At 33.1% G+C, this 25,410-nt stretch carries 22 protein-coding genes and 1 tRNA gene; 15 read left to right on the top strand and 8 right to left on the bottom strand.

Annotated elements, in window-relative coordinates:
- The first annotated feature begins 24 nt into the window (after positions 1-24).
- The 10 genes from mraY to WBQ70_RS06155 all read left to right on the top strand — a co-directional run bounded on the left by mraY (position 25) and on the right by WBQ70_RS06155 (position 11,599).
- On the top strand, positions 25-1,254 hold the full coding sequence (gene mraY, locus WBQ70_RS06200) for a phospho-N-acetylmuramoyl-pentapeptide-transferase (RefSeq protein ID WP_423911805.1): 1,230 nt from the start codon (positions 25-27) through the stop codon (positions 1,252-1,254).
- A gap of 1 nt (position 1,255) precedes the next feature.
- Positions 1,256-2,587, top strand: a complete 1,332-nt coding sequence (gene murD / locus WBQ70_RS06195; RefSeq protein ID WP_423911802.1) for a UDP-N-acetylmuramoyl-L-alanine--D-glutamate ligase — start codon at positions 1,256-1,258, stop codon at positions 2,585-2,587.
- A 106-nt stretch (positions 2,588-2,693) separates the two neighbouring features.
- The gene (locus WBQ70_RS06190; RefSeq protein WP_423911799.1) at positions 2,694-3,986 is read left to right on the top strand and encodes an FtsW/RodA/SpoVE family cell cycle protein; all 1,293 of its coding nucleotides are present in this window, start codon (positions 2,694-2,696) and stop codon (positions 3,984-3,986) included.
- Between the two features lie 19 nt (positions 3,987-4,005).
- Positions 4,006-5,094 carry an undecaprenyldiphospho-muramoylpentapeptide beta-N-acetylglucosaminyltransferase gene (gene murG / locus WBQ70_RS06185; protein ID WP_423911796.1) on the top strand — a complete coding sequence of 363 codons (1,089 nt, stop codon included), beginning with the start codon at positions 4,006-4,008 and terminating at the stop codon, positions 5,092-5,094.
- Between the two features lie 99 nt (positions 5,095-5,193).
- Positions 5,194-6,546, top strand: coding sequence for a UDP-N-acetylmuramate--L-alanine ligase (gene murC, locus WBQ70_RS06180; protein WP_423911794.1), 1,353 nt, complete (start codon positions 5,194-5,196; stop codon positions 6,544-6,546).
- Entirely contained in the window at positions 6,530-7,255 is a 726-nt protein-coding gene (locus WBQ70_RS06175; RefSeq protein ID WP_423911792.1) for a cell division protein FtsQ/DivIB, read from the top strand. Before murC ends, WBQ70_RS06175 begins: the two co-directional genes overlap by 17 nt.
- Positions 7,256-7,261: 6 nt before the next feature.
- Positions 7,262-8,653: a cell division protein FtsA gene (ftsA, locus tag WBQ70_RS06170; protein WP_423911790.1), complete on the top strand. Its 1,392-nt coding sequence runs from the start codon at positions 7,262-7,264 to the stop codon at positions 8,651-8,653.
- Between the two features lie 64 nt (positions 8,654-8,717).
- Positions 8,718-10,691, top strand: coding sequence for a cell division protein FtsZ (gene ftsZ, locus WBQ70_RS06165; protein ID WP_423911787.1), 1,974 nt, complete (start codon positions 8,718-8,720; stop codon positions 10,689-10,691).
- Positions 10,692-11,000: 309 nt separating this feature from the next.
- Positions 11,001-11,450, top strand: coding sequence for a GatB/YqeY domain-containing protein (locus WBQ70_RS06160; RefSeq protein WP_423911849.1), 450 nt, complete (start codon positions 11,001-11,003; stop codon positions 11,448-11,450).
- Positions 11,451-11,525: 75 nt separating this feature from the next.
- A tRNA-Arg gene (locus WBQ70_RS06155) sits at positions 11,526-11,599 on the top strand.
- A gap of 774 nt (positions 11,600-12,373) precedes the next feature.
- On the opposite strand, the gene WBQ70_RS06150 is transcribed toward WBQ70_RS06155, so the two are convergent.
- The 3 genes from WBQ70_RS06150 to WBQ70_RS06140 form a co-directional block, all read right to left on the bottom strand.
- On the bottom strand, positions 12,374-14,761 hold the full coding sequence (locus tag WBQ70_RS06150) for a ribonucleoside-diphosphate reductase subunit alpha (protein ID WP_423911784.1): 2,388 nt from the start codon (positions 14,759-14,761) through the stop codon (positions 12,374-12,376).
- Positions 14,762-14,987: 226 nt separating this feature from the next.
- Positions 14,988-15,965, bottom strand: coding sequence for a ribonucleotide-diphosphate reductase subunit beta (locus WBQ70_RS06145; RefSeq protein WP_423911781.1), 978 nt, complete (start codon positions 15,963-15,965; stop codon positions 14,988-14,990).
- Between the two features lie 245 nt (positions 15,966-16,210).
- On the bottom strand, positions 16,211-16,795 hold the full coding sequence (locus WBQ70_RS06140; protein ID WP_423911778.1) for a DUF3109 family protein: 585 nt from the start codon (positions 16,793-16,795) through the stop codon (positions 16,211-16,213).
- Positions 16,796-16,965: 170 nt separating this feature from the next.
- Here WBQ70_RS06140 and WBQ70_RS06135 point away from each other — a divergent pair, with 170 nt between their 5' ends.
- The 3 genes from WBQ70_RS06135 (at position 16,966) to WBQ70_RS06125 (ending at position 18,474) form a co-directional block, all read left to right on the top strand.
- A complete protein-coding gene (locus WBQ70_RS06135; RefSeq protein WP_423911775.1) occupies positions 16,966-17,541 on the top strand; it encodes a MarC family protein in 576 nt (191 codons plus the stop codon).
- A 121-nt stretch (positions 17,542-17,662) separates the two neighbouring features.
- A complete protein-coding gene (locus tag WBQ70_RS06130; RefSeq protein ID WP_423911773.1) occupies positions 17,663-17,866 on the top strand; it encodes a hypothetical protein in 204 nt (67 codons plus the stop codon).
- On the top strand, positions 17,866-18,474 hold the full coding sequence (locus WBQ70_RS06125) for an FAD-dependent oxidoreductase (protein ID WP_423911772.1): 609 nt from the start codon (positions 17,866-17,868) through the stop codon (positions 18,472-18,474). The genes WBQ70_RS06130 and WBQ70_RS06125 overlap by 1 nt, the downstream gene beginning before the upstream one ends.
- A gap of 86 nt (positions 18,475-18,560) precedes the next feature.
- Here WBQ70_RS06125 and WBQ70_RS06120 read toward each other — a convergent pair whose 3' ends face one another.
- Genes WBQ70_RS06120 through WBQ70_RS06110 form a run of 3 tightly spaced genes read right to left on the bottom strand, consistent with a single transcriptional unit; the run spans position 18,561 to position 21,156 of the window.
- On the bottom strand, positions 18,561-20,129 hold the full coding sequence (locus tag WBQ70_RS06120; RefSeq protein ID WP_423911769.1) for a S41 family peptidase: 1,569 nt from the start codon (positions 20,127-20,129) through the stop codon (positions 18,561-18,563).
- Positions 20,130-20,561 carry a deoxycytidylate deaminase gene (locus WBQ70_RS06115; protein ID WP_423911768.1) on the bottom strand — a complete coding sequence of 144 codons (432 nt, stop codon included), beginning with the start codon at positions 20,559-20,561 and terminating at the stop codon, positions 20,130-20,132.
- A 1-nt stretch (position 20,562) separates the two neighbouring features.
- Positions 20,563-21,156 carry a HupE/UreJ family protein gene (locus WBQ70_RS06110; RefSeq protein WP_423911766.1) on the bottom strand — a complete coding sequence of 198 codons (594 nt, stop codon included), beginning with the start codon at positions 21,154-21,156 and terminating at the stop codon, positions 20,563-20,565.
- Positions 21,157-21,346: 190 nt separating this feature from the next.
- Between WBQ70_RS06110 and WBQ70_RS06105 the strand changes: the two genes are divergently transcribed.
- Positions 21,347-21,778: a TerB family tellurite resistance protein gene (locus WBQ70_RS06105; RefSeq protein WP_423911763.1), complete on the top strand. Its 432-nt coding sequence runs from the start codon at positions 21,347-21,349 to the stop codon at positions 21,776-21,778.
- A gap of 110 nt (positions 21,779-21,888) precedes the next feature.
- On the opposite strand, the gene WBQ70_RS06100 is transcribed toward WBQ70_RS06105, so the two are convergent.
- Both WBQ70_RS06100 and WBQ70_RS06095 read right to left on the bottom strand, forming a co-directional pair.
- Complete coding sequence (locus WBQ70_RS06100; protein ID WP_423911761.1) at positions 21,889-22,527, bottom strand: response regulator; 639 nt, start codon at positions 22,525-22,527, stop codon at positions 21,889-21,891.
- 11 nt (positions 22,528-22,538) lie between these two features.
- Positions 22,539-24,041, bottom strand: a complete 1,503-nt coding sequence (locus WBQ70_RS06095) for a sensor histidine kinase (RefSeq protein ID WP_423911758.1) — start codon at positions 24,039-24,041, stop codon at positions 22,539-22,541.
- A gap of 367 nt (positions 24,042-24,408) precedes the next feature.
- Between WBQ70_RS06095 and WBQ70_RS06090 the strand changes: the two genes are divergently transcribed.
- A partial coding sequence (locus WBQ70_RS06090; protein WP_423911757.1) for a hypothetical protein occupies positions 24,409-25,410 on the top strand: 1,002 nt, incomplete at its 3' end.

The following is a 25,410-nucleotide window of genomic DNA, read 5'->3' as shown; positions in this document are numbered from 1 at the left end:
TACTAACTAAATAAACCAACATATATGTTATACTATTTATTTGAATATTTAAACAAAACGCTGAACATTTCTGGGACAGGTGTATTTCAGTATATTACTTTCAGATCTGGTTTGGCTTTTATTTTATCCCTTTTGTTATCTACTATTTATGGTAAGCAAGTGATACTTTTTCTTCAAAGACAACAAGTAGGTGAAACGGTTCGTGAATTAGGTTTAGCTGGACAAAATGAAAAAGCAGGAACGCCTACAATGGGAGGATTGATTATCATTTTTGCTACTTTGATTCCCGTTATCTTGTTTGCCAAATTACAGAATATTTATATTGTGTTGTTGATTGTTACCACACTTTGGATGGGAACTATCGGCTTTATTGATGATTATATAAAGATATTCAAAAAAGATAAAGAAGGATTAAAAGGTATTTTTAAAGTTTTTGGGCAAGTAGGTTTAGGGTTGATTGTTGGTTATGTATTGTATTTTAGTCCAGATGTTGTAGTTCGAACAGATACTAGTAAAAGGGACGTGTTTAAAGTTCCAACAGAAAACATGATTTATCCTGCTCCAGTAGAAGAGAAGTCAACAGCAACAACAATTCCTTTCTTTAAGAATAATGAATTTGATTATGCTGAAGTTTTAGCATGGACAGGTGATGGATATGAGAAATGGGCTTGGTTGGTATTTATTCCAATTGTAATTTTTATTATTACTGCCGTTTCTAACGGAGCAAATCTAACGGATGGTATTGATGGTTTGGCAGCGGGAACATCAGCTATTTCGGTGCTCGCATTGGGTATTTTTACATTTCTTTCAGGGAATATTATTTTCTCGAATTATCTTAATATTATGTATATCCCTAACTCTGGAGAAATGACTGTGTTTATTTCTGCATTTGTAGGAGCATTGATTGGTTTTCTTTGGTATAACTCGTATCCAGCTTCTGTTTTTATGGGAGATACAGGGAGTTTGACTATTGGAGGAATTATTGCAGTCTTGGCTATTGCTGTTAGAAAAGAATTGTTGATTCCTTTATTGTGTGGGGTTTTCTTGGTTGAAAATCTCTCAGTGGTTTTACAAGTGAGTTATTTTAAGTATACCAAAAAGCGTTTTGGCGAAGGCCGAAGAATATTTTTGATGTCTCCTTTGCATCATCATTATCAAAAGAAAGGATATCACGAAAGTAAAATTGTTACCAGATTTTGGATTGTAGCCATCTTACTAGCCATTTTGTCTATTGTGACATTAAAATTAAGATAGGATGAGATTAGTAGTATTAGGTGGTGGAGAAAGTGGTGTAGGTACCGCTATTCTTGGAAAGAAAAAAGGATACGACGTATTTGTATCTGATTTTGGAAAGATAAAAGATAAATACAAACAAGTTCTTATAGATCATGAAATAAGCTGGGAAGAAGAACAGCATACTGAGGACATAGTGCTCAATGCGGATGTTGTAATGAAAAGTCCTGGTATTCCTGATAAGGCACCTATAATAAAAAAACTAGTAGCTAAAGGAATTTCGGTTATTTCGGAAATTGAATTTACTGCTCAATTTACAAATGCACTTACTATAGGTATAACAGGAAGTAACGGGAAAACAACCACAACGATGTTGACTTATCACTTGTTGAAATCAGCAGGATTGAATGTCGGCTTAGGGGGTAATATTGGAAAAAGTTTTGCATGGCAAGTAGCGGATGAAAACTATGATTCCTATGTTTTGGAATTAAGTAGTTTCCAGCTAGACGGAATCATTAATTACCGACCGCATATTGCTATAATAACCAATATAAGTCCAGATCATTTAGATCGATACGATTATAAATATGAAAATTATATCGATTCGAAGTTTCGGATAACAATGAATCAAACGGAGGAAGATTATCTGATTTATGATGCAGATGATGAAGCAATAACAAATTGGTTAAAGAGTAACAATACAAAAGCAAAACTAATTCCTTTTTCATTAACAAAAACATTTAATGAAGGAGCCTTTATACAAAACAACATTATGGAAGTAACAATCAACCAAGACGAACTAAAAATGGAAACGGAAACTATTGCTTTAGAAGGAAAGCATAATATGAAAAATGCAATGGCAGCAACTTCTGTGGCAAAATTGATGCAAATTAGAAAAGCAACAATTCGTGAAAGTTTATCTAATTTTCAAGGGGTAGAGCACCGTTTGGAAAAAGTGTTGAAAATTCAAAATGTACAATATATTAATGACTCAAAAGCAACAAATGTAAATGCTACTTTTTTTGCTTTGGATAGTATGAATACGCCTACGGTTTGGATTGTAGGTGGAGTTGATAAAGGAAATGATTACAATGAATTGATGTCATTGGTTCGTGAGAAAGTAAAAGCGATTATATGTCTTGGTGTTGATAATAAAAAAATTATCGATGCTTTTGGAAATGTAGTCGATATGATGATTGAGGTACAAAATATGCGCGAAGCGGTGATTATGGCACAACGTTTGACAGAAAGAGGAGATTCGGTTTTGCTTTCGCCAGCATGTGCAAGTTTCGATTTATTCGAAAATTATGAAGATAGAGGCAATCAGTTTAAACAAGCAGTTCAGAATTTGTAAAGGGATGTTAGGAGTTAGAAGTTAAGAGTTATGAAGGAGCTTGACTTTCTTATTACATAACGCTTAACTAATAACTAATAACACATAACCTATAACCTAAAAAGAAATGAAACAACTAATAAACAATTTAAAGGGAGATAAAGGGATATGGTCCTTTGTGGCTTTGTTGGCCTTATTTTCGTTTATGCCTGTTTTTAGTGCGAGTAGTAATTTGGCATATCTAGGTCATGGTACCGGGAATACATTAGGGTACTTGATTAAACATTTTTTTCACGTATGTTGCGGTTTTGGGATTATTTATTTTGTTCATAAAGTTCCCTATCAATATTTTCGATACATATCAAAGTGGATGTTGGTTATTGTTTGGGTAATCTTATTGATTACAATGGTCAAAGGAACTGTGATTGGAGGAGCTAATGCGAGTAGATGGATTCAAATTCCAGTTGTAGGATTGTCATTTCAGCCTTCTACATTCGCAGCCTTAGTTTTGTATGTTTTTGTTGCTCGTTATCTGTCAAAAACTAGAGAAGAACCTATTGTGTTTGTGGATTCGATAAAAGAACTTTGGGCACCTGTGGGTTTTACTTTAATGTTGATTTTGCCTTCTAATTTTTCGACTACTGCGTTGATTTTTTCAATGATATTAATGCTGGTTTTTATAGGTAAATATCCATTGAAATATATTGGTATTATTGTTGGTTCAGGAATTGTTTTTCTTACTTTTTTTGTATTGGTTTCAAAAGCTTTTCCCGATGTTAAATTTTTTAATAGAGTAGCCACTTGGGAAAGCCGAATTAAAAACTTTAGCGGTACTAATCCTGATGAAGATGATTATCAAATTGAGAAAGCCAAAATAGCGATTGCATCTGGAAAAATTTACGGTTTAGGACCAGGGAAAAGCGTTCAAAAGAATTTCTTGCCTCAATCTTCATCTGATTTTATCTTTGCAATTATTGTAGAAGAATACGGTCTTATTGGAGGATTTGGTGTTATGATGTTGTATCTATTATTGCTTTTTCGTTTTGTAGTGGCTTCTCATAAAGCCAATACGCTTTTCGGGAAATTAGTAGTAATAGGTCTGGGTTTTCCCATGATTTTCCAAGCCATGATTAATATGGCTGTTGCAGTTGAATTATTACCAGTAACAGGACAAACGTTGCCATTGATTAGTAGTGGAGGAACTTCTATTTGGATGACTTGTATTGCACTGGGAATCATTATTGGTGTAACGAAAAAAGAAGAGGAAATTGAAGAAGAACAAAAAGAAGCTGCTAAACGTGAAGAAGCTTTGCAGAAATTAATTGATGCGCAACTCTCGGCTGACGAAGGATCAGTAGCGAGTGATTATTCAATTGAAGACAAATCTTCTAATCCTATGAATGCCGTTTTGAATAAATAGTAATCTAAATTTTGATACAATGAAACCTTATAAATTCATATTAAGTGGTGGTGGAACAGGAGGACATATTTATCCTGCGATTGCTATTGCCAATGAATTAAAATCTCGTTTCCCTGATGCTGAATTTCTTTTTGTAGGCGCAGAAGATAAGATGGAGATGCAAAAAGTTCCTCAAGCAGGATATGCAATAAAAGGATTGTGGATCGCTGGATTGCAAAGGAAATTAACGATGCAAAATGCGTTGTTTCCTGTGAAATTGTTAGATAGTTTACTGAGAGCTAGGAAAATAATTAAAGAGTTTAACCCGGATGTGGTAATAGGAACTGGCGGTTTTGCCAGCGGGCCATTATTGCAAATGGCTACTATGCTAAGAATACCAACTGTTATACAAGAACAGAATTCTTTCCCTGGAATTACTAATAAATTATTGAGCAAAAAAGCCCATAAAATATGTGTGGCTTATGAGAACTTAGAACGGTTTTTCCCAAAAGAAAAAATGATACTAACTGGAAATCCAGTGCGTCAGGATTTAATAGCTATTGGAAGCAAGCGTAATGAAGCCCTTTTGTATTTTAAACTTGATACAACTAAAAAAACGCTATTAGTTTTAGGAGGAAGTTTAGGAGCACGTAGAGTCAATCAATTGATAGAAAAAGAACTTGATAGTATTATTGCTCAAAATGTTCAAGTGATATGGCAATGTGGAAAACTTTATTTTGAAGAATATAAAAAATACAATTCAGAGAATGTGAAAGTTGTTTCATTTATCGAAAGAATGGATTTGGTTTATGCTGCGGCCGATGTGATTATTTCGAGAGCGGGTGCTTCCTCTGTTTCGGAATTATGTATTGTTGGGAAACCAGTAATTTTTATTCCATCACCTAATGTAGCTGAAGATCATCAGACAAAAAATGCAAACGCTATTGTAGATAAAAAAGGCGCTTTGTTATTGAAAGAATATGAACTTGATTCTTTGTTCAGCGTGGTTTTTGAAGCTTTGCTTAAAGACGAAGGAAAGCAACTGCAGTTAAGTGAAAATATTAAAGAATTAGCAATGCCAGAAGCAACAAAGCAAATTGCTGACGAAATTGTGAAATTGATAAAATAGCAATGATAATAGTAAATGTAAATAATTAATAGAGTAGTGGTTTTGATTTTTGATAATTGATATTGTCATTGAAATTACTACTTATAATTGAATTTTAAAATGAATTTAAATCAAATACAAAATGTCTTTTTCATTGGAATTGGAGGCATAGGAATGAGTGCTTTGGCGCGATATTTTAAAAATATTGGCAAGGATGTTTCTGGGTATGATAAAACGCCAACTTTATTGACTTCAGAGTTAATAGAGAACGGGATTTCAATTCATTTTGAAGATCGAATTAATTTGATTCCGTCCAATTATTATGTTGAAAATACATTAGTGATAATTACGCCAGCTGTTCCTAAAACACATTCACAATGGAATTATTTCTTGGAGCGAAATTATAATGTTAAGAAAAGAGCCGAAGTTTTAGGGATAATTACTAAAGATACTTTTTGTTTTGCTGTGGCAGGAACTCATGGAAAAACGACTACTTCAAGTATTTTGGGACATATTTTATATGAAACGGGTGCTGATGTTACTGCTTTTATTGGTGGGATTGTTGAGAATTACAACTCTAATTTAATAGGTAGTGGGAAAACAGTTACTGTAGTTGAAGCGGATGAATTTGATCGTTCGTTTTTGCATTTACATCCCAATATTGCTTGTGTAACATCAATGGATGCGGATCACTTGGATATTTATGGAACGAGTGATGAAATAGAAAAATCATTTGTAGAGTTTGCCGATAAAATTGAAGATCCTAAGGATTTAATTATTACCAAAGAATTACCCTTAAAAGGGATTACGGTGGCGGTCAATGAAGAAGCGGTTTATAATGCTTTTAATGTAAGAATCGAAAATAGTAGTTACGTTTTTGATATAAAAACACCAAATGGAATTTTGAAAGATTTTCGTTTTGGTTTACCCGGAAAACACAATTTGATGAATGCCTTAATGGCTGTTGCTATGGCTGATATTTACGGTACTCCAACTGATGCTATTGCTATGGCTTTGGCTTCATTTAAAGGAATTAGAAGGAGGTTTTCATATCAAATTAAAAAAGAAAATTTAGTTTATATTGATGATTATGCTCATCATCCAACAGAGATTAACGCCGTGCATCAAGCGGTAAGAGAGTTGTATCCAAATAAAAAAGTGTTAGCTGTTTTTCAACCTCATTTATTTAGTAGAACCAATGATTTTGCAGATGATTTTGCAAAGAGTTTGTCTGCTTTTGATGAAGTGCTTCTAATGGATATTTATCCTGCTCGTGAACTGCCTATGGAAGGGGTAACTTCAACATGGTTGATGGGGAAAATGACTTCTGAAAATAAGAAATTAGTTTCAAAAGAAAAATTGATACCAACTATTTTAGCTTCTGATGCAGCAATAATTGTTACGATTGGGGCAGGTGATATTGGTGAGTTAGTAGGAACAATAAAATCAGCATTAAATGAAAAAACTATTTAATTGGACAAATATTAGACTGTTTCTTATGTTAGTCATTTTGTTTTCCATGTTTTCGTTTACTTCATATCGAAATAAAAGTAGAAAACTGAAGGGATCTGTGGTTATTTTTGTAGGGGATAACGCTCTTTTTTTAAAAAAGGAAACGGTTAATAAATTGTTAATAGAAAATAATAGGAACGCTTCAAGCATTGAAAAAGATAAATTAGCTTTGAATAAGCTAGAGAATACCCTAAATTCAAATGAAATGATTGAGAAATCAGACGTATTTGTAAGTGTTGATGGTGTTCTTAAAGCAGTGGTTAAACAAAAGACTCCTATAGCTAGGGTTTTTGATCGTAATAGTTCTTTTTATATTGGATATGAGGGAAGTAGAATGCCTTTATCCGATAATTTTACAGCTAGAGTTCCACTTGTTTCGGGCAAGATTAATGAAAAAAACAGAGAGAAATTAGCGGATTTATTTCGCATTATTTATGACGATGATTTTTTGAAAAAAAATATCATTGCGATTCAAATTATGCCAAACGGAAGCTTAAAAATGCTTAATAGAGATTTTAATTATCAAATAGATTTTGGTAGTATCATAAATGTTGATGGGAAATTTAAAAATTATAAAGCTTTTTTTCAAAAAGCCATTTTAGATAGTTCTTTATACAAGTATACGAAAATTGATCTCAGGTTTACACAACAAGTAGTTTGCACTAAATAATAGATAATGGAAAAAGAGAACATTGCAGTGGGTCTAGATATTGGGACGACCAAAATTGTTGCCATGATTGGTAAAAAGAACGAGTATGGAAAACTCGAAATTTTAGGAGTCGGGAAATCTAAAAGTTTAGGTGTGGCTAGAGGGGTTGTAAATAATATTACTCAAACTATTCAGTCCATACAACAAGCTATTCAGGAAGCTGAAAACAATTCAGGATATAAAATTAAAGATGTAGTAGTCGGAATTGCAGGGCAACACATTCGTAGTATTCAACATACGGACTACATCAGTCGAAATAATCCAGAAGAAGTAATTGGAGGTGCGGATATTCAATTATTGATTGACCAAGTGAATAAATTGGCAATGTTGCCAGGAGAAGAAATTATTCATGTTTTGCCACAAGAATTTAAAATTGACGGGCAATCAGAAATTAAAGAGCCAATAGGAATGTACGGAGGAAGACTAGAATCTAGTTTTCATGTAGTAGTAGGACAAGCATCATCAATACGTAATGTAGGGCGTTGTATTCAAAGTTCAGGTATCGAATTATCGGGATTGACTTTAGAACCATTAGCTTCCTCGGATGCGGTTTTGAGCCAAGAAGAGAAAGAAGCTGGAGTAGCATTAATTGATATAGGAGGAGGAACGACCGATTTAGCTATTTTCAAAGATGGAATTATTCGTCATACAGCTGTAATACCTTTTGGAGGAAATGTTATTTCAGAAGATATCAAAGAAGGCTGTTCTATTATTGAAAAACAAGCCGAATTATTAAAAGTAAAATTTGGTTCTGCTTGGCCTGGTGAAAATAAAGATAATGAAATTGTTTCAATTCCAGGATTAAGAGGAAGAGAACCAAAGGAAATTTCGTTGAAAAACTTATCTAAAATCATTCATGCTAGAGTAGTGGAGATTATTGAACAGGTTTTTACTGAAGTAAAAGCTTATGGTCATGAAGATCCTCGCAAGAAACTAATTGCAGGTATTGTACTTACTGGTGGAGGAGCACAGCTTAAACACATCAAACAGTTGGTAGAATACATAACTGGAATGGATACTAGAATTGGATATCCAAATGAACATTTAGCAGGTGATTCAGATGAGGAATTTTCTAGTCCATTATATGCAACGGCTGTGGGATTGGTGATGAATAGTATTGATAATAATTCACAGAGTGCTGTACGTTTAGAAGAGTTGGTACAACCTAAGGCTGCTTTTTATCGTGAACCTGTACAACAAATTACTAATCAATACGAGCGAATGCCGCAAGAAGAAGAACAAGAAGAGCGTGCTGTGGTGCATTCTAAAAATGAAGAATCTACAGGAGATAAAATTAAGAGATCATTTTTTGATCGTTATGTAGATAAGATTAAAGATTTTTTAGATAACGCAGAATAGGGATTTACCCTAAAAGAAACGCAGTAATAATAATAGTTAGTATTAATATCAAAAACCAAATAAAATGATGAGCAACTCAGAATTTGGAAGTATTTCATTTGATTTACCAAAAAATCAATCAAATGTAATCAAAGTCATAGGTGTAGGTGGAGGCGGAAGCAATGCCATCAATCACATGTTTAAGCAAGGTATAAAAGGAGTGGATTTTATTGTTTGTAATACTGATTCACAGGCATTACAAAACAGTACTGTGCCAAATAAAATTCAATTAGGTGTAAATCTTACTGAAGGATTAGGAGCAGGAGCAAATCCTGATGTAGGGCAACAGTCGGCTATTGAAAGCATTGCTGATATCGAAAAGATGTTGGATCGCAACACTAAAATGGTGTTTATTACAGCAGGAATGGGTGGTGGTACTGGTACAGGTGCTGCTCCAGTAATTGCGCAGTTAGCCAAAGAAAGAGAAATTCTTACGGTTGGTATTGTAACGTTACCTTTTAGTTTTGAAGGAAAAGTGCGTCAGGAGCAAGCCTTAAATGGTATCGAAAAATTACGTAAGCAAGTAGATTCATTAATTGTTATTAACAATAACAAATTAAGAGAAGTATACGGAAACTTAGGTTTTAAAGCGGGTTTTTCTAAAGCGGATGAAGTATTAGCAACTGCCTCTAGAGGTATTGCTGAAGTGATTACACATCACTATACTCAAAATATCGATTTACGTGATGCTAAAACGGTATTGTCTAATAGTGGAACTGCAATAATGGGTTCTGCAGTTGCTGAAGGACAAAATAGAGCGAAAGAAGCTATTGTTTCTGCTTTAGATTCTCCATTGTTAAATGATAATAAAATTACAGGTGCCAAAAATGTATTGTTGCTCATCGTTTCTGGCTCAAATGAAATCACTTTGGATGAAATAGGTGAAATTAATGACCACATTCAAACCGAAGCTGGATTCAATGCTAATATTATTATGGGAGTTGGTGAAGATGATACTCTTGGTGATGCTATTGCTGTTACAATTATTGCAACAGGTTTTGATATTGAACAACAAAATGGAATTGTAAATACAGAACCAAAAAAGATTATCCACACGCTTGAAGACGAACAAAAAAGTGTGTATAACTTATCTCAAAATACAGTTCAATCTTTTGATGTTAATGCTGAATTATCAGTATCGAATAAAGAAGAAGAAAAAAGAGTTGTTTTTGAATTGATTGAAGAAGAAGTTGCACCTGAACCAGTGTTTGTTCCTGAGCCAGTAGCTACTGTTGCTCCAGTAGTAACTCCAGTAGCTGAAAACAATGATTTAGTAATGATGTCAGAATTCATTAAGAATTTAGATGTTACTTTCGAAATTGTTTCTCCAATCAAAGATATTGACTTTACTTTTACAGCGCCAAGAGCAGTTGAAGCAAAACAAGTAGAACAGCCAAAAGCTGTTGAAAGACAAGAACAAACAGCTTTTACTTTTGACTTGCCTATTGATAAGCCAAAAGTAGAGGTGAAGGAAGAGAATACAATTTTTGAATTGACTAACGAAACTCGTGAAATCAAAGTAAATCAACCAGTTCAATTTGTTCCAGTTACTGAATTGTCTGATAACGGAATTATTAAATATTCGTTAGAAGAGTACATGGAAGCTGAAAACGAATTGATGTCATCTAAGCCAGTTGCTAAAGTGGTAGAAGAAGTAATTCCTGAAGAATTGAACATCACTATGAAACAAGTAGATGTGTCTCAAAAAGAAGAAGTAAAGTTTGAAGATATTTCTCCAATGGAAATGACGATCGAAGAAACTTTGAGATTGAGAGCTGACGAAAGAAGAAAAAAATTAAAAGAATTCAACTATAAGTTCCATAATAATGTATCTAAAGTAGATGAATACGAAAAAGAGCCAGCATACAAACGTTTAGGGATTGATATTTCTAATCAACAAACAAACAATACAAACTCAAGAATATCAGTTGGTACGGATAGTAATAATGATTTGCAATTGCGTTCTAATAATTCTTACTTACACGACAACGTAGATTAATATTCTGCTTATCTCAATAAGTTAACCCGAAAATTGAATTTAATTTTCGGGTTATTTTTTTTATCTTCGCATCACTATTTTTAAGGAAGAAATTTTTTGGGCCTTAATCCAGCTGTCCGTTACAAGATTTTATCGCCAAATGGTTTTTTCTAAGTATTTAAAAGAGCTTCCTGCGGTCGCTTTTTAAATACAAGAAAAAAATCCATTGGCTCTCAAAATGCTTTTCACTACCATCTGGGGCAAAAGATAATGCTTAATAATAATGGAACAATCGAATTGAATAACGATACATCAAATAAATACAAGAATATGAGTTTATCAGCAAATATCATGGACGATATTAAAACAGCCATGAGAGCAAAAGATACAGTAGCTTTAGAAGCTTTGAGAGCTATTAAATCAGAAATATTGCTAGCGCAAACGGCTTCAGGATCTAAAGAAGAAATTACTGCAGATGATGAAGTTAAATTGCTACAACGTTTAGTGAAAACTAGAAAAGAAAGTGCTCGTATTTATACAGAACAAAACCGACCTGACTTAGCAGAGCCAGAATTAGCTCAAGTTGCTGTTATTGAGAAATTCTTACCTGCCCAATTAAGTGAAGCAGAAATCGAAGTTATCATCGCAAAAATCATCGCAGACTCTGGAGCTTCAGGAATTGCTTCAATGGGGAAAGTAATGGGGTTGGCATCTGCTCAATTAGGTGGAACTGCTGAAGGTAAAACCATTTCTTCGATTGTTAAAAAATTATTAGTTTAAAAATTAGGTTTTTTGAATTAGTATTAAGGAATTGCAAAATCCCAAATCCTAATTTCTTAATTTTAAATTATTATTGGCTGCGTAGTTCAACTGGATAGAATATCAGATTTCGGCTCTGAGGGTTGGGGGTTCGAACCCCTCCGCGGTCACAAAAAAGGATAGAAACGCATTTATGTTATACTATCCTTTTTTTATTTATAGGATTATTGACTTATCCCTTTTTTAAAAAGACTAGATACGTATGTTTAATAAAAAAAGAAATGGAAAGATAAGCAATTCGGAAAGCGTCCTTAGTTTGCTTGATTTTTAAGAAAATTTTACAACTGACATAGATTGATTAAAGCGTCTATCTTCTATAAAATGAGGTTCTTTTTTTAAGTAAAAAATGCAATTATACGCATTATTGTAAAGGTTATCGATAAAGACGATGCAACTAATTTAGGATCCTTGATGGAACAAAAAACAACAAAGAGGCACAAATAATTATCGATGAATAGACGAATTACAATCCATTAGGTTAATTTTTACTAATAAGACACATAAAGAATCTGAAATGATAAAATTTCCCGGAACTTCATCGAGTAATAATGAATTTTAAGGATTCGTTAAGACGAATACGTAATCATATTGGAAATTTTCAGAGTTTTCTGAAAAGCATATTTATTTTTTTTAATTATAGCAATTCCTACTCCTATACAAAGTTCAAAATCATAAAGAAATACTACTCATTGTTTTTTATACCAAAGAACGACATCTTCAATATCTAATAATGCTTCTTGATAAAATTAACTTTGTGTACTATCACTATTTTCTTTAAAAATAAAAAGATTGAAACGAATAGTGGGATTAGCTTCAAAAAAAACAGCCATCCAAAAATGGATAGCTGCTTCTCTTTATTCTTTATTCTATTTTCTCAAGAAAATTTAAGACCCACACATTTCACAATCTTCTGGTCCACCTGCTTGAGCTTGTAGAATCATCTTTTTGTATTCGTTAATATCAATCGAGTCTGTTTTTACTTCTTCGGCAACTGGTTGTTCTTTTTTATCGTTGTTTAACGTAAACTTGATCGCATCAACCGCTGCTTTGGTTCTCAAATAGTACATTCCTGTTTTCAATCCTGATTGCCAAGCGTAGAAGTGCATTGATGTTAATTTAGAGTAATTAGCATTTTGCATGAACAAGTTCAATGATTGTGATTGATCTACAAAATACCCACGCTGGCGTGACATATCAATAATATCTTTCATCGACATTTCCCAAACTGTTTTGTACAATTCTTTCAAGTCTTGTGGAATGTTTAGATCTTGAACGGATCCATTGTTACGCATTAATTCTTGTTTTAACGTTTCATTCCACAATCCACGTTCTACTAAATCGTGTAGTAAATGCTTGTTTACGACAATAAATTCTCCTGAAAGTACTCTACGAGTGTAAATATTTGATGTATAAGGTTCGAATGCTTCGTTGTTTCCTAAAATTTGAGAAGTAGAAGCAGTTGGCATAGGTGCTACTAACAATGAGTTACGAACACCGTGTTGCAATACTTCTTTTCTTAACCCTGTCCAATCCCAACGACCAGACAATTCTTCGTCTTTAATTCCCCATAAATTATGTTGGAAATCTCCTTGAGAGATTGGTGAACCTTCATAGCTTGAGTAAGGTCCTTCCTCTTTGGCTACTTCCATCGAAGCGGTTACCGCAGCAAAGTATAACGTTTCAAAAATTTCTTGATTTAATTTTTTAGCTTCATCCGATGTAAAAGGCATGCGCAACATGATGAAAGCATCTGCCAAACCTTGAACACCAAGACCAATTGGACGGTGGCGCAAATTAGAATTCTCCGCCTCTTTTACAGGGTAGTAATTTCTATCAATTACTTTATTTAAGTTTCTTGTGACACGTTTGGTTACTGTAAACAATGCTTCGTGGTCAAACTTCCCGTTCTCTACAAACATTGGTAATGAAAGTGAAGCCAAATTACATACCGCTACCTCATCAGCAGAAGTGTATTCCATAATCTCCGTACACAAGTTTGATGAACGTATCGTTCCTAAATTCTTTTGGTTTGATTTACGGTTGGCTGCATCTTTGTACAACATATAAGGAGTTCCAGTTTCAATTTGCGATTCTAGAATTTTCTCCCACAATTCATGAGCTTTGATGGTTTTTCTACCTTTTCCAGCTTTTTCATAATTGGTGTACATTTTTTCAAATTCTTCACCATATACATCGTACAATCCAGGACATTCGTTAGGACACATTAAAGTCCAATCTCCATTTTCTTGTACACGTTTCATGAATAAGTCCGAAGTCCACATGGCAAAGAATAAATCTCTAGCACGCATTTCTTCTTTCCCTGTATTCTTTTTCAAATCTAAGAATTCAAAAATATCCGCATGCCAAGTTTCGATGTAAATCGCAAAACTACCTTTACGTTTTCCACCACCTTGATCTACATAACGCGCCGTATCATTAAAGACACGCAACATAGGAACAATTCCGTTTGACGTTCCGTTAGTCCCACGAATATACGAGCCTGTGGCACGTACATTATGAATAGAAAGTCCCACTCCACCTGCTGATTGCGAGATTTTGGCCGTGTTTTTCAACGTATCATAAATCCCATCAATACTATCATCTTTCATTGCCAAAAGGAAACATGAAGACATTTGAGGTTTTGGAGTTCCAGAGTTAAACAACGTAGGAGTTGCATGCGTAAAGAACTTTTTAGACATCAAGTCATACGTCTCTAAAACCGACTCTAAATCATCTAAGTGAATTCCAACTGACACACGCATCAACATGTGTTGTGGACGCTCCACGATTTTACCATTAATTTTCAATAAATACGAACGCTCTAGTGTTTTAAAACCAAAATAATCGTAGTTAAAATCTCTGTTATATATAATATGGGAATTCAAAAACTCCGCATTTTCTTGTATTACTTTATGTACTTCTTCAGATAACAACGGTGCCTCTTGACCATTTCTTGGGTTTACATAATGATACATTTCGTCCATTGTTTCTGAGAACGATTTATTTGTATTAGAATGTAAGTTAGAAATAGCAATACGAGCCGCTAGTTGTGCGTAATCTGGGTGCGCAATAGTCATTGATGCTGCCGTTTCTGCTGCTAAATTATCTAATTCTGATGTCGAAACTCCATCGTAAAGTCCTTCAATAACACGCATTGCCACCTTCACAGCATCTACTAAATCATTCAAACCATAGCATAGTTTTTTAATCCTATCTGTGATTTTGTCAAACATTACCGGTTCTTTCCTACCATCTCTTTTAATTACGTACATAAGCTCATTTTTTTTTCAAAACAGAAAATCCCTTTTCTATTTCTTGGGTATTTGTTAATTTGTTTTTGGGAAACTAATCCCGGGCATTATATTTTTTTGGAGCTAATCCCGCACACGAGGCTGAAAGCCGAACTGACGAAGCAATTCGTTTCAATCTTTATGCCAGCAGAAAAAGCTGTCGTAAAGGATTTCCACTGCTATCGAGGCTAGGAAATTTACATTCCAATTAAAAATCAGCGTCGAAACTAATTTTTTGAGCATCACCATCCGTATTCATCACACCTGATTTTTGATATTCGGCTACTTTCTTTTCAAAGAAATTTGTTTTTCCTTGCAACGAAATCATGTCCATAAAGTCAAATGGATTCGCAATATTGTATTCTCTTTCGCAACCTAATTCTACCAAAAGCCTATCAGCAACAAACTCTAAATATTGTGTCATCAAAGTCGCATTCATTCCAATCAAACTTACAGGCAATGATTCTGTAATAAACTCTCTTTCGATGTTCAAAGCATCCACAATAATCGTTCTGATTCTTTCTTTAGGTACTTTATTGATCAAGTGGTGGTTGTGTAAATGCACTGCAAAATCACAGTGAACCCCTTCGTCACGTGAAATTAATTCGTTAGAGAAAGTCAAACCTGGCATCAATCCACGTTTTTTCAACCAGTAAATAGAACAGAAAGCTCCTGAGAAGAAAATCCCTTCTACTGCTGCAAAAGCAATCAATCGTTCAGCAAATGAATCTGAATCAATCCATTGTAAAGCCCAATCCGCTTTTTTCTTAATTGCTGGAAAAACTTCTAAAGCATTGAATAATTCATCTTTTTCAGTTTCATCTTTCACATACGTATCAATCAATAACGAGTAAGTCTCACTATGAATGTTTTCCATCATGATCTGGAAACCGTAAAAGAATTTAGCTTCAGCATATTGTACTTCATTCACAAAGTTTTCTGCTAAGTTTTCATTTACAATTCCATCAGAAGCGGCGAAAAAAGCTAAAATATGTTTGATAAAATATCTTTCATCATCACTCAACTTGTTATTCCAGTCATTTAAATCTTGTGATAAATCGATTTCTTCAGCAGTCCAGAAACTAGCTTCCATACTCTTATAAAACTCCCATATATCGTGGTGTTTTATAGGAAAAATTACGAAACGATTTTTATTCTCTTGTAAAATTGGTTCAACTTGAGACATATATATGTTTATTTTAATGAATATTATTGTTGAAAAATTGCATTTTCGAAGATACAAAGGTGGCAAAATATTGCGGATTTTAAAAGTCAAACTTATCCACAATCAAACATAGTTCTTAACAAAACAAAAAAACAACTAAGTCATTTGTTAAAATCGTAACCCGCTACAAAACAAATAGTTGGAGTTACTTAAAAATAAGAATTACACAATCAAAATGAGCTCTAAAAGACTATAAACAAAGGGTTTTATTGCTTTTTCGGACCTTGTTTTTTCCATTCTCGGGCAACCAAATCTAGCTCCGCATACCAGTCTTCTCCAAATCTTCTAATCAAAGCTTCTTTGACAAATTTATAGACTGGAACTTCTAACTCCTTACCTAAAGAACAGGCATCGTCACAAATCTCCCATTTATCGTAATTTACTGCTGCAAACTCTGTGAAATCTTTAATTCTGATAGGGTATAAATGACAAGAAACGGGTTTTTTCCAATCTACAATACCCTGATTGTAGGCTTGTTCAATACCACAAAGTGCAGTTTTACCATCAAAAATCACATAAGCGCAATCTTTATTGTCAATTAGCGGTGTTTCAAGATCCCCATCCGTTCCTGTAGTCCAAGTTCCCTGTGCTTCAATCGCCGCAATTCCTTCTTTGCGAAGAAAAGGTTTTACCTTAGGATAAATGGATTCTAAAATCTTAGTTTCTTCTTCACTCAAAGGTGCTCCGGCATCACCATCAACGCAACAAGCTCCTTTGCAAGCAGATAAATTACATACAAATTCTTTCTCTAAAATATCTTCTGAAACGATGGTTTTTCCTAATTGAAACATGGATTGTAAATACTGTGATTATAAAGTGCAAAGGTAGTCAAACAAAAGCAAAACAAAGTTGTAAAATGAAGCATTAACACGCGATAAAAACAAAATCCACATTTTAACAAATCAATTAAAGTATAACTTTCTATTAAAAAGGAAAGCCCTAGCTTTGTAAAAAATTCAATATGCAATTAGACTTAAAAGAAATATTCACCGTTGGAATGGTGCTTTTTGCTGTAATTGACATCGTGGGCTCTATCCCCATCATTGTTGATTTACGCAAAAAGCACGGACAAATTGAATCAGAAAAAGCATCCCTCGTTGCTGGAATTATTATGCTTGTTTTTCTATTTATAGGAGAAGGATTTTTAAAAATTGTAGGTATTGACGTTCACTCCTTCGCCGTTGCAGGTTCCTTTGTGCTTTTTTTCTTGGCATTAGAAATGATTTTAGGAATCCGTATTTATCGAGATGAAGAAGCGAGTTCTGCCTCTATAGTTCCTATTGCATTTCCTCTTATTGCTGGAGCAGGAACCATGACAACATTGCTCTCTTTACGATCCCAATTCCATACTATAAACATAGTAATTTCAATCATTCTTAACATTATAATCGTATATGTTGTCCTCAAATCCTCTGCAAAAATTGAAAAATTATTAGGTCAAAACGGACTAGGTATCATTAGGAAAACTTTTGGTATTGTTCTACTTGCTATCGCTGTTAAATTATTTGCTGCTAATGTTAAAGGTCTCTTCGTTTAAATATATTTTTTATAATTTTACACCATAATATAACAAGTAAAGGCAATTACACTCAATTAAAAATAAAAGCAAATACCCTAAATACAAGCCTTTATGACAATCACAAAAAAATAAACATTTTATGAAAATCTTAATCAACATATTAGTGTTTTTGGCTGTCGCACTAATCATTTTTAACATTACAATGTTAGATTTCAAAGATCCATTTCATGGCGATAGTGCTGTTGCCTTCATTGGAATTGCAGCTTCATTTTGTGCTATTTTAATCCTTTTGATTTTTAGAATATCAAAAAAGATTGAAGAAAAAATGAATGACAGACCCTAATGAAATTTGACACTCTAATTATTGGCGGTGGTGTATCTGGTATTTCCTGTGCCTTGGTTTTAGGCTCTGCTAAAAACAAAGCATTTGCCACGCAAAAAAAAATCGGGATTTTTACTCACCAAAAAACTTCTTCTCTTCAAGATGCTCTTTTTAATAATGCATACGGAATCCCTCCAGGCACACTTGGCGCTGATTTGTTAAACAATTCAACAAAACATTTAGCCGAAACGTATCCACATATCACCCAAATCCCAGCAGAAAAAGTTATTAAAATCGAAGGAGAATTTCCTGATTTCACTGTCATAACTAATAAAAACAGCTACGAAACAAAAAGTATTGTTGTAGGTATTGGCTCTGCAAACACTTTTGACATCGAAGGATTGATGAAGTATGTAGAAACACATCAAAAGGCTCTTCCTGCAAAACAACGCATACAGTTAAAAAACAACGATCACCTAGTCAATGACGGAATATATGTTATAGGAACATTAGCAGGATGGAGAAGTCAACTTGCGATTGCAGCCGGTAGTGGCGCAGCGGTTGCCACAGATCTTCTTACGCTTTGGAACGACGGAACACAAACGCACGCACACGATAGTACGCGTTAGGAAAGTCAAGAATCAATCAAGAGTTATGCGTCTGTTGTACACAAAATCTGCGATCGAGAATGTTTACTCTACAATCAAAAATTGTCTCATTTTTTACTCAAAACTGCTTTTACCATCTTATCTTCTTTCAATAGAATTTGATAATAGTAATTTTCTCCATAGAGTTGTCTCGCAAATTCAGCATTGAGATACCTTTTTACAACCTCTTTATTTTTGATTAAATTCAGCATTAATCTGTTTTTAGAAATGAAATACTGAAATTCATTAAAATAAAGATTCGTTGTATTCATTTTAGCAAGGAAATTATCAAAACTTGTATTTTTAAACAGCGTTCTATCACGATCTAATTGTTCAAAAACAAAATTCCCAACAATTCCTGATTGCATCAAATAATTAACATTTGCATCTTCGACCTCTATAGGCACAAAAACATCAGGAACAATACCTCCTCCACCGTAAACGATTCGTCCTTTTGGTGTTTTAAACTTCAAGCTATCTGCAATTTTGATACTGTCTTTTTCGTATAATTCCCCCGTCAAAAAACGAGATTCTGATTCTTTAAAATATGAATCTGCTCCTTTTTCATACGATTTTTGAATCGAGCGACCAGTAGGGGTATAATAACGCGCCACGGTTAATCGGACAGCAGATCCATCATCAAAATCCATTTCACGTTGTACCAGACCTTTTCCAAAAGAACGTCGTCCTACAATCGTTCCTCGGTCATTATCCTGAATGGCACCCGCTAAAATTTCACTAGCAGACGCACTATTTTCATCAATCAAGACATAAAGTCTTCCTTGCTCAAAAATCCCATCTTTAGTTGCAAAAGTCTTTTGAATCATTCCTTTTTTATTTTTAGTAAATACAATCAATTGATTGTCTTTCAGGAAATCATCTGCAATTTCAATAGCTTTTTCCATATATCCACCACCATTTTCACGGAGATCCACAATCAAACTATTCATACCTGCTTTTTTCAATCGCAACAAACCTGATCTGAATTCGTTATAAGTTGTTTCAGCAAAACGATTGACTTTAATGTACCCTATTTTAGAATTCAGCATTAGTGAAACATCTACACTTTTCAACGGAATAATATCTCTTTGAAGTATAATTTTTAGTTTTCTTTGTTCTGATTTTCGATACACTAAAAGATGGATAGAAGAACCACAAACACCCTTTAATTTAGAGTACAAACTATCCGAAGGTAATTTACGACCAAAAAGTTTCGTTTTATTTGCAAACAAAATTCGATCACCTGCTTTGATCCCCGCTTTAGCCGAAGGACCGCCTTCCACTGGTCGGATTACCGCTAGAGTATCTCTGAACATATAAAAATTAACACCAATACCTACAAAATCCCCACGCATATTCTCAGCAACACGAACTTGCTCGCTAGGAGGCACATAAACAGAATGAGGGTCCAATTGTTCCATGATTCTATCGACGGTGCTATTCACTATTGAATCCGTATTAACATCATCCACATAATCATTTTCGATAAAATCAATTAGCTTATTAAGTTTTGTTTTGGAACTATTTTTAGCCAAAAAAACACCTTCGTCCGAGGTATGCATCCATTCTCCCAACACGATACCAATGGCAAAAGTAACGCTAATAAGAATAGGCAAATATTTTGGGCTAAATTTCATCTATTCCTCTAATTCTGAGATCTGATCAACCACAACACCTGCTTTTTTCAAAAATTGAATCCCTGAATCATCACGATATCCATTATGATAAACTACTCTTTTTATGCCTGATTGATGAATTAATTTGCTGCATTCTTTACAAGGTGAAAGCGTAATATATAATGTAGCCCCTTCACAAGACTGTGTCGATTTAGCCACTTTCAAAATAGCATTAGCTTCAGCATGTAAAACATCCCAACGCGTTAGTCCTTCTTCATCTTCGCAACAGTTTTCAAATCCAGAAGGCGTTCCATTATAACCATCAGAAATAATCATTCGGTCTTTAACAATGATAGCTCCTACTTTTTTACGTTTGCAATAAGATAATAATCCCCATTCAGTGGCAATTCGAAGATAGGCCTTGTCGTATTTATTCAATTTATTTTTTTCCATTTTATCTCCACCAAATTTCATTTCCAATAATCATCGGCAATACCACTCCAATTATAAACGCAGACATTACCAATGTCCAATCTCTTTTTGAAAACCTAAAGAAAGTTTGAACAATATATGAGAGAATAAGCACCACAAAAACTACAATAATTTGAGCGGCTTCAATTCCCAAAGCAAATTCAGACATTGGCAACAACTTAGAAGTTGTACTACCTCCTACAATAGTTTTAAAATAAGTTGAAAAACCCAAACCGTGTATGATACCAAAAAACAAAGTAACAAAAAATATCAGGTTGATGCTTTCCTTTTTATTTGTTTTACCCGCTGTAAATAAATTGAAGAGCGCTACAATTAATATTGTTATAGGGATCAACATTTCTACCACGCTTACTTTGATGGCTACTATACCAAAAACAACTAATAATAGTGACATGGTGTGCCCTATGGTAAACAAAGTAACCAACAGCAAAATACGCATCCAATCCTTAAAACTAAAGGGAACAGACAATGCAATTAAAAATAAAACATGATCATAGGAATACACATTAAGAATATGTTTTAATCCTAATTGAAAATAAATCCAAAACTCTGACATAGGAAATATAAATTAAATTGATATGGGACTGTAAACTTACAATTATTTTTGAAAACGACCGATTGGAGTCTTAAATAGTCCTGTACTTTTATATTTTAAGAAGAAAAATCTATTAGTCTTAAATATATAATAAATAGAATTTAAAAAATTAAAAAATGGATTATATTTGTACCATAAAAAAACAATAATTATGTCATTTTCAGATTTATTTGATAGCGAATTCAAACAGAGAAATAAAGGTCATTTTTCTGCCATTGTTCGTGTTGCCCTTGCTGACGGTGTTGTTGCGCCAGAGGAAAAAAACTTCTTAGACAAACTAGCTACGAAACTAGAAATTTCGGCTTCTGAATATGAAGAGATATTAGACAATCCAACAAAATATCCAATCAACCCACCGTACCTATATACGCAAAGATTGGAGCGTTTATATGACTTGGCAAGAATGGTACATGTAGATCACCATTTAGGTGATAAACAAGAAATGATGTTGAAAAAAATTGGTGTTGGTTTAGGTTTCACTCCAAGTAACATCAACTACATCATTACAAAAGCACTATCGTTGGTAGACAAAAAAGTAGATTATGACACTTTTGCATACGAAATGCAAAATATGTACAAGTAATTAGATTCTTTTACATAATAAAAAGCTCTTGAAAATTGTTTCAGGAGCTTTTTTTATGGAAATCATTCTGTAACGTATCATGAGGAACATCTATCTAATTCCTTTAATTTTTATTTTGACAACCCCATCGTTTTATTAAAAACAGACATTAATTCTATAATGTTTTTAATGTGTAGTTTTTGAAATATTTTATTTTTGTGAGTACTAACAGTAGTTAGCTGGATATTCAACTTATTAGCTATCTCAATATTACCATCCCCTTTCACTAATAGTTCCGAAATCTCGAGTTCTCTTTTAGACAATTTATCGAGTGGATTGATCGCTTCTTTATTAGTTGAAGCATTGATTAGTGCATTAACAATTTCAGCAGTAAGGTAATTTCCTGTTTTCAGAATGGTGTCTACCGCATTAATAATTTTTTTCTTATCACTCAATTTATTAAGGTAACCGTTAGCTCCTGCAACAATATAAGGACAGGCATGGGTTTCTTCTTCATATACAGAGAAAATTAAAATTTTAGCAAGGGGCTGAATCTCTTTTATCTCAGGAATCATGGTTGTGTTTTTACCTCCTGGAATATTAATATCCAAAATAATTAAATCAAATTTCTGATCTTCCAGTATTGCTAATGTTTCCTTATAATCTTCAGTTGTAAAAATAGTAAAATGTTTGAATTTTTCTTCTAAAATTATAGAAACCCCTGTTCTAACTACTAAATGATCATCAACAATTAAGATATTTTTTTGCATGTTTTTAAAATTTAGTTCGTGATTTGTTTTTTTGATTGATTTATTTCAATCGTAATGGTCGTTCCATTATTTGGAATACTAGAGAAAAACATTTGCCCTTTAATAATTATTAAAAGCTCTAAAACTAAATGAAGCCCTATCCCATATGTGCTTAAAATTAGTTTTTCAGGATCCTTGTTTTTAATTAAATTGGCATAATAATCCATTATATCTTGATTCATCCCGATTCCTGTATCTTTTACCCAAAAAGTTGTTTTTGCACCAACTGATTTAGCCCCTAATTCAATACTCCCTTTAGAAGTATTCTTTATTGCATTATCCAAAAGATTGTGAATTATGATGGACATAATACGGATATTAACTGTTGACTGTAAGCTTTTACTCGTTGTATTTCTTATTATTGTCTCTTTACTTAATGCTATTTCCTCAAAGAAATCTTTTTTATTTTCGAATAAACTATGAATGGAGTATGGTTTTTGAACATAACTTCTATCCTCCATATAAATCTTAGAATATTGTATTAGAGTTTTAGTAAAGTTATACAATTGAGAACTCGATTTTGAAATTGAACTAGCATATTTATTGGAAACCAAATCCTTATTTTTCAAAGTTTCTTTCTCTAAATGTTTAGATATTAATTGAATATATTTCAAAGGACTTCTAATGTCATGACTAATGGTTCCAATTATTTTTTTATGTTGAATTATGCCCGTAGAAAGATCTTCTTTTGTTTTTTCTAAATCTTTAATAATTTGTTTAAACTGTTTTTTCTGACTAGTAAGTCTGTGTTTTGAATAAACCAATTTCCGTATCATTTTACTATAATAAAAACTAACAGAAGAAATAATTATTAAAATAAAAAAAACATTAGTATAAATAAGGTAGTTTCTAATTTTTCGGGTTCCATCTCCAAATGAATTTGAAAAAGCATCTTGATTAATGTTGATTTTATGAGTAAGGATTGATATTTTAGACAAATACGTATTCTTGTCAACATTGTCTAGCTTCTTTCGTATTATGTTTGAATGAATTTCATATCCCATTTTATAAAGCTGAATATTCAGATAATCTCCTTTTTCCCATTCTCCCACAGCCTTTTTAAAAAATGAAAAAGACTGGCAATTTTTAAAAATCCAGATCATATCGTCTAAGTCTTCTTCATGATTCTTTCCTGCTCGAAATCCTTTTTTTACAACATTAATATCCAAATTACTTTGAATCGCTATTCTTGCTGTTGCATCCCCTAATGGAATATCTAAATTTCTTTTAAAATCCATCCAATAAATTTCTTCCTCTGTAAATAAATAGGAAATCAAGCTAGTTACAGCACTTTTATGGCCTTTAGAATACTGAGATTCTCCATTAACATAGGCTCTAGTAGCAGATAGTGTCTTAATTGTATAAAAATTAAGCAATATCAACATCGAACAAGAAATGACAATTATTAAAAACAAGGTTATTGTTCTAGTCTGTTTTAAGTTTCTAAAGAACAATACATTTAATATTTTTTTCAAAAAAAATAGTTTAATTGATTAGACACTTTTACTGTTTTAAAAAACTAGCCGCTATAAATGAGTGACTATTTTGCTACAATGAAACCATGGTATCTAACAAATATAACAAAATTATAGTTTATTTTGTAAGAATTAATATGATTAATTTATCGGATTTTATTTTAACAAGCATCGGTTTATTTCTATTCATATGTAGTTTTATATCTAGACCTTTCGATTCATATTCTTTTAGGAATGGGCTAATTTTGGTAAAGGTTGATAGTTGTGCCCCACTTAAATCAATTTTGTAACCTCATATACTATACAAAATTTTGCATTTGACAAGGGTCATCTTTACCTATTCAAATTAAATTTAAAGTAATAGATTATGAGAAAAATTTACCCAAAATCATTTATTGAAGTATTTAGTAAAATCACCAGTTTTAGACGATTTAACAAAATACTATTCTACTTAGCTGTTATTTTGATGTCCATAAATTCATATGGACAATGTAATGCTGAAATCCCAATTCCGCTTGTTAATACCCTAACATCAACTAATATAAAGATAGAGACAAAAACGACAGGACTATGCCTACCTTTATTAGGTTGTGGCATATCAAATAAAGCCAATGCAATAGATAATGACATATTTAATTATACTACTGCAAGTTTTGGAGCAGTAAGCGTTGGTGTCTTTCACGAAATAAAAGTAAAAAACACTAGCAAAACATACGCTGCGGGGACTTTTGCTGGATTTAAGATTGGTACTGGTGGAAATTTACTTTCTTTGAGTTTATTAAATGGAATTTCAATAATAACCTATAGCGGAGACACTGTAAAAGAAAATTTCTCTGGCTCTTCTTTATTAAGTCTCGATTTATTATCTGGTTCTAATGAATACATTGTTGGTTTCAACACTAACGAATCTTTTGATGGAATTAAAATTGTGTTCAACGGTGGAGTTAATTTATTAAGTTCAACTAATGTTTATCATGCTGTTACTAGAGAATATTGTGCCGGCCCAGTATTAAACTGTAATATTGCAACAACTTTAAGCCTCCCTACTTTCCCTGTCGCAATTGATTTAGCACATACGGGAATTACTGGACTGTTAACAGTGGGCAGTATTGACAACCCTAACAATGTTATCAGCTCTAGCATAACGGATTATGCGTCCATTAATTTGACGGTAAACTTAAAAGCTTCAGGAAGCATTGCTGTTAAAGACCAAATTACAGATTACCCATCAGGAACCTATGCTGGTTTTGAAATTGAAAACTCTAATTTAGTTAGCGTTTCTGCTCTTGGAAATATAGTAATATCTACCTTTTTGAATGGAATTCCTAGTGAAGAATTTTCAGGGAATAATTTAGCTGTAAATGGTAGC

The organism is Flavobacterium sp., from assembly GCF_049590715.1.
GTDB lineage: Bacteria > Bacteroidota > Bacteroidia > Flavobacteriales > Flavobacteriaceae > Flavobacterium.
Note: the sequence above shows the minus strand (reverse complement) of the source record. Positions and strands in the feature narration are given on the sequence as shown.

Bases quoted from the DNA above. Each gene is read 5' to 3' on its own strand.
- WBQ70_RS06150 (WP_423911784.1), bottom strand. From the start codon at position 14,761: ATGTACGTAATTAAAAGAGATGGTAGGAAAGAACCGGTAATGTTTGAC.
- murC (WP_423911794.1), top strand. From the start codon at position 5,194: ATGAATTTAAATCAAATACAAAATGTCTTTTTCATTGGAATTGGAGGC.
- WBQ70_RS06125 (WP_423911772.1), top strand. From the start codon at position 17,866: ATGAAATTTGACACTCTAATTATTGGCGGTGGTGTATCTGGTATTTCC.
- WBQ70_RS06100 (WP_423911761.1), bottom strand. From the start codon at position 22,527: ATGCAAAAAAATATCTTAATTGTTGATGATCATTTAGTAGTTAGAACA.
- murG (WP_423911796.1), top strand. From the start codon at position 4,006: ATGAAACCTTATAAATTCATATTAAGTGGTGGTGGAACAGGAGGACAT.
- ftsA (WP_423911790.1), top strand. From the start codon at position 7,262: ATGGAAAAAGAGAACATTGCAGTGGGTCTAGATATTGGGACGACCAAA.
- ftsZ (WP_423911787.1), top strand. From the start codon at position 8,718: ATGATGAGCAACTCAGAATTTGGAAGTATTTCATTTGATTTACCAAAA.
- WBQ70_RS06115 (WP_423911768.1), bottom strand. From the start codon at position 20,561: ATGGAAAAAAATAAATTGAATAAATACGACAAGGCCTATCTTCGAATT.
- WBQ70_RS06130 (WP_423911773.1), top strand. From the start codon at position 17,663: ATGAAAATCTTAATCAACATATTAGTGTTTTTGGCTGTCGCACTAATC.
- WBQ70_RS06110 (WP_423911766.1), bottom strand. From the start codon at position 21,156: ATGTCAGAGTTTTGGATTTATTTTCAATTAGGATTAAAACATATTCTT.
- WBQ70_RS06140 (WP_423911778.1), bottom strand. From the start codon at position 16,795: ATGTTTCAATTAGGAAAAACCATCGTTTCAGAAGATATTTTAGAGAAA.
- WBQ70_RS06105 (WP_423911763.1), top strand. From the start codon at position 21,347: ATGTCATTTTCAGATTTATTTGATAGCGAATTCAAACAGAGAAATAAA.
- mraY (WP_423911805.1), top strand. From the start codon at position 25: ATGTTATACTATTTATTTGAATATTTAAACAAAACGCTGAACATTTCT.
- WBQ70_RS06190 (WP_423911799.1), top strand. From the start codon at position 2,694: ATGAAACAACTAATAAACAATTTAAAGGGAGATAAAGGGATATGGTCC.
- murD (WP_423911802.1), top strand. From the start codon at position 1,256: ATGAGATTAGTAGTATTAGGTGGTGGAGAAAGTGGTGTAGGTACCGCT.
- WBQ70_RS06175 (WP_423911792.1), top strand. From the start codon at position 6,530: ATGAAAAAACTATTTAATTGGACAAATATTAGACTGTTTCTTATGTTA.
- WBQ70_RS06120 (WP_423911769.1), bottom strand. From the start codon at position 20,129: ATGAAATTTAGCCCAAAATATTTGCCTATTCTTATTAGCGTTACTTTT.
- WBQ70_RS06135 (WP_423911775.1), top strand. From the start codon at position 16,966: ATGCAATTAGACTTAAAAGAAATATTCACCGTTGGAATGGTGCTTTTT.
- WBQ70_RS06145 (WP_423911781.1), bottom strand. From the start codon at position 15,965: ATGTCTCAAGTTGAACCAATTTTACAAGAGAATAAAAATCGTTTCGTA.
- WBQ70_RS06160 (WP_423911849.1), top strand. From the start codon at position 11,001: ATGAGTTTATCAGCAAATATCATGGACGATATTAAAACAGCCATGAGA.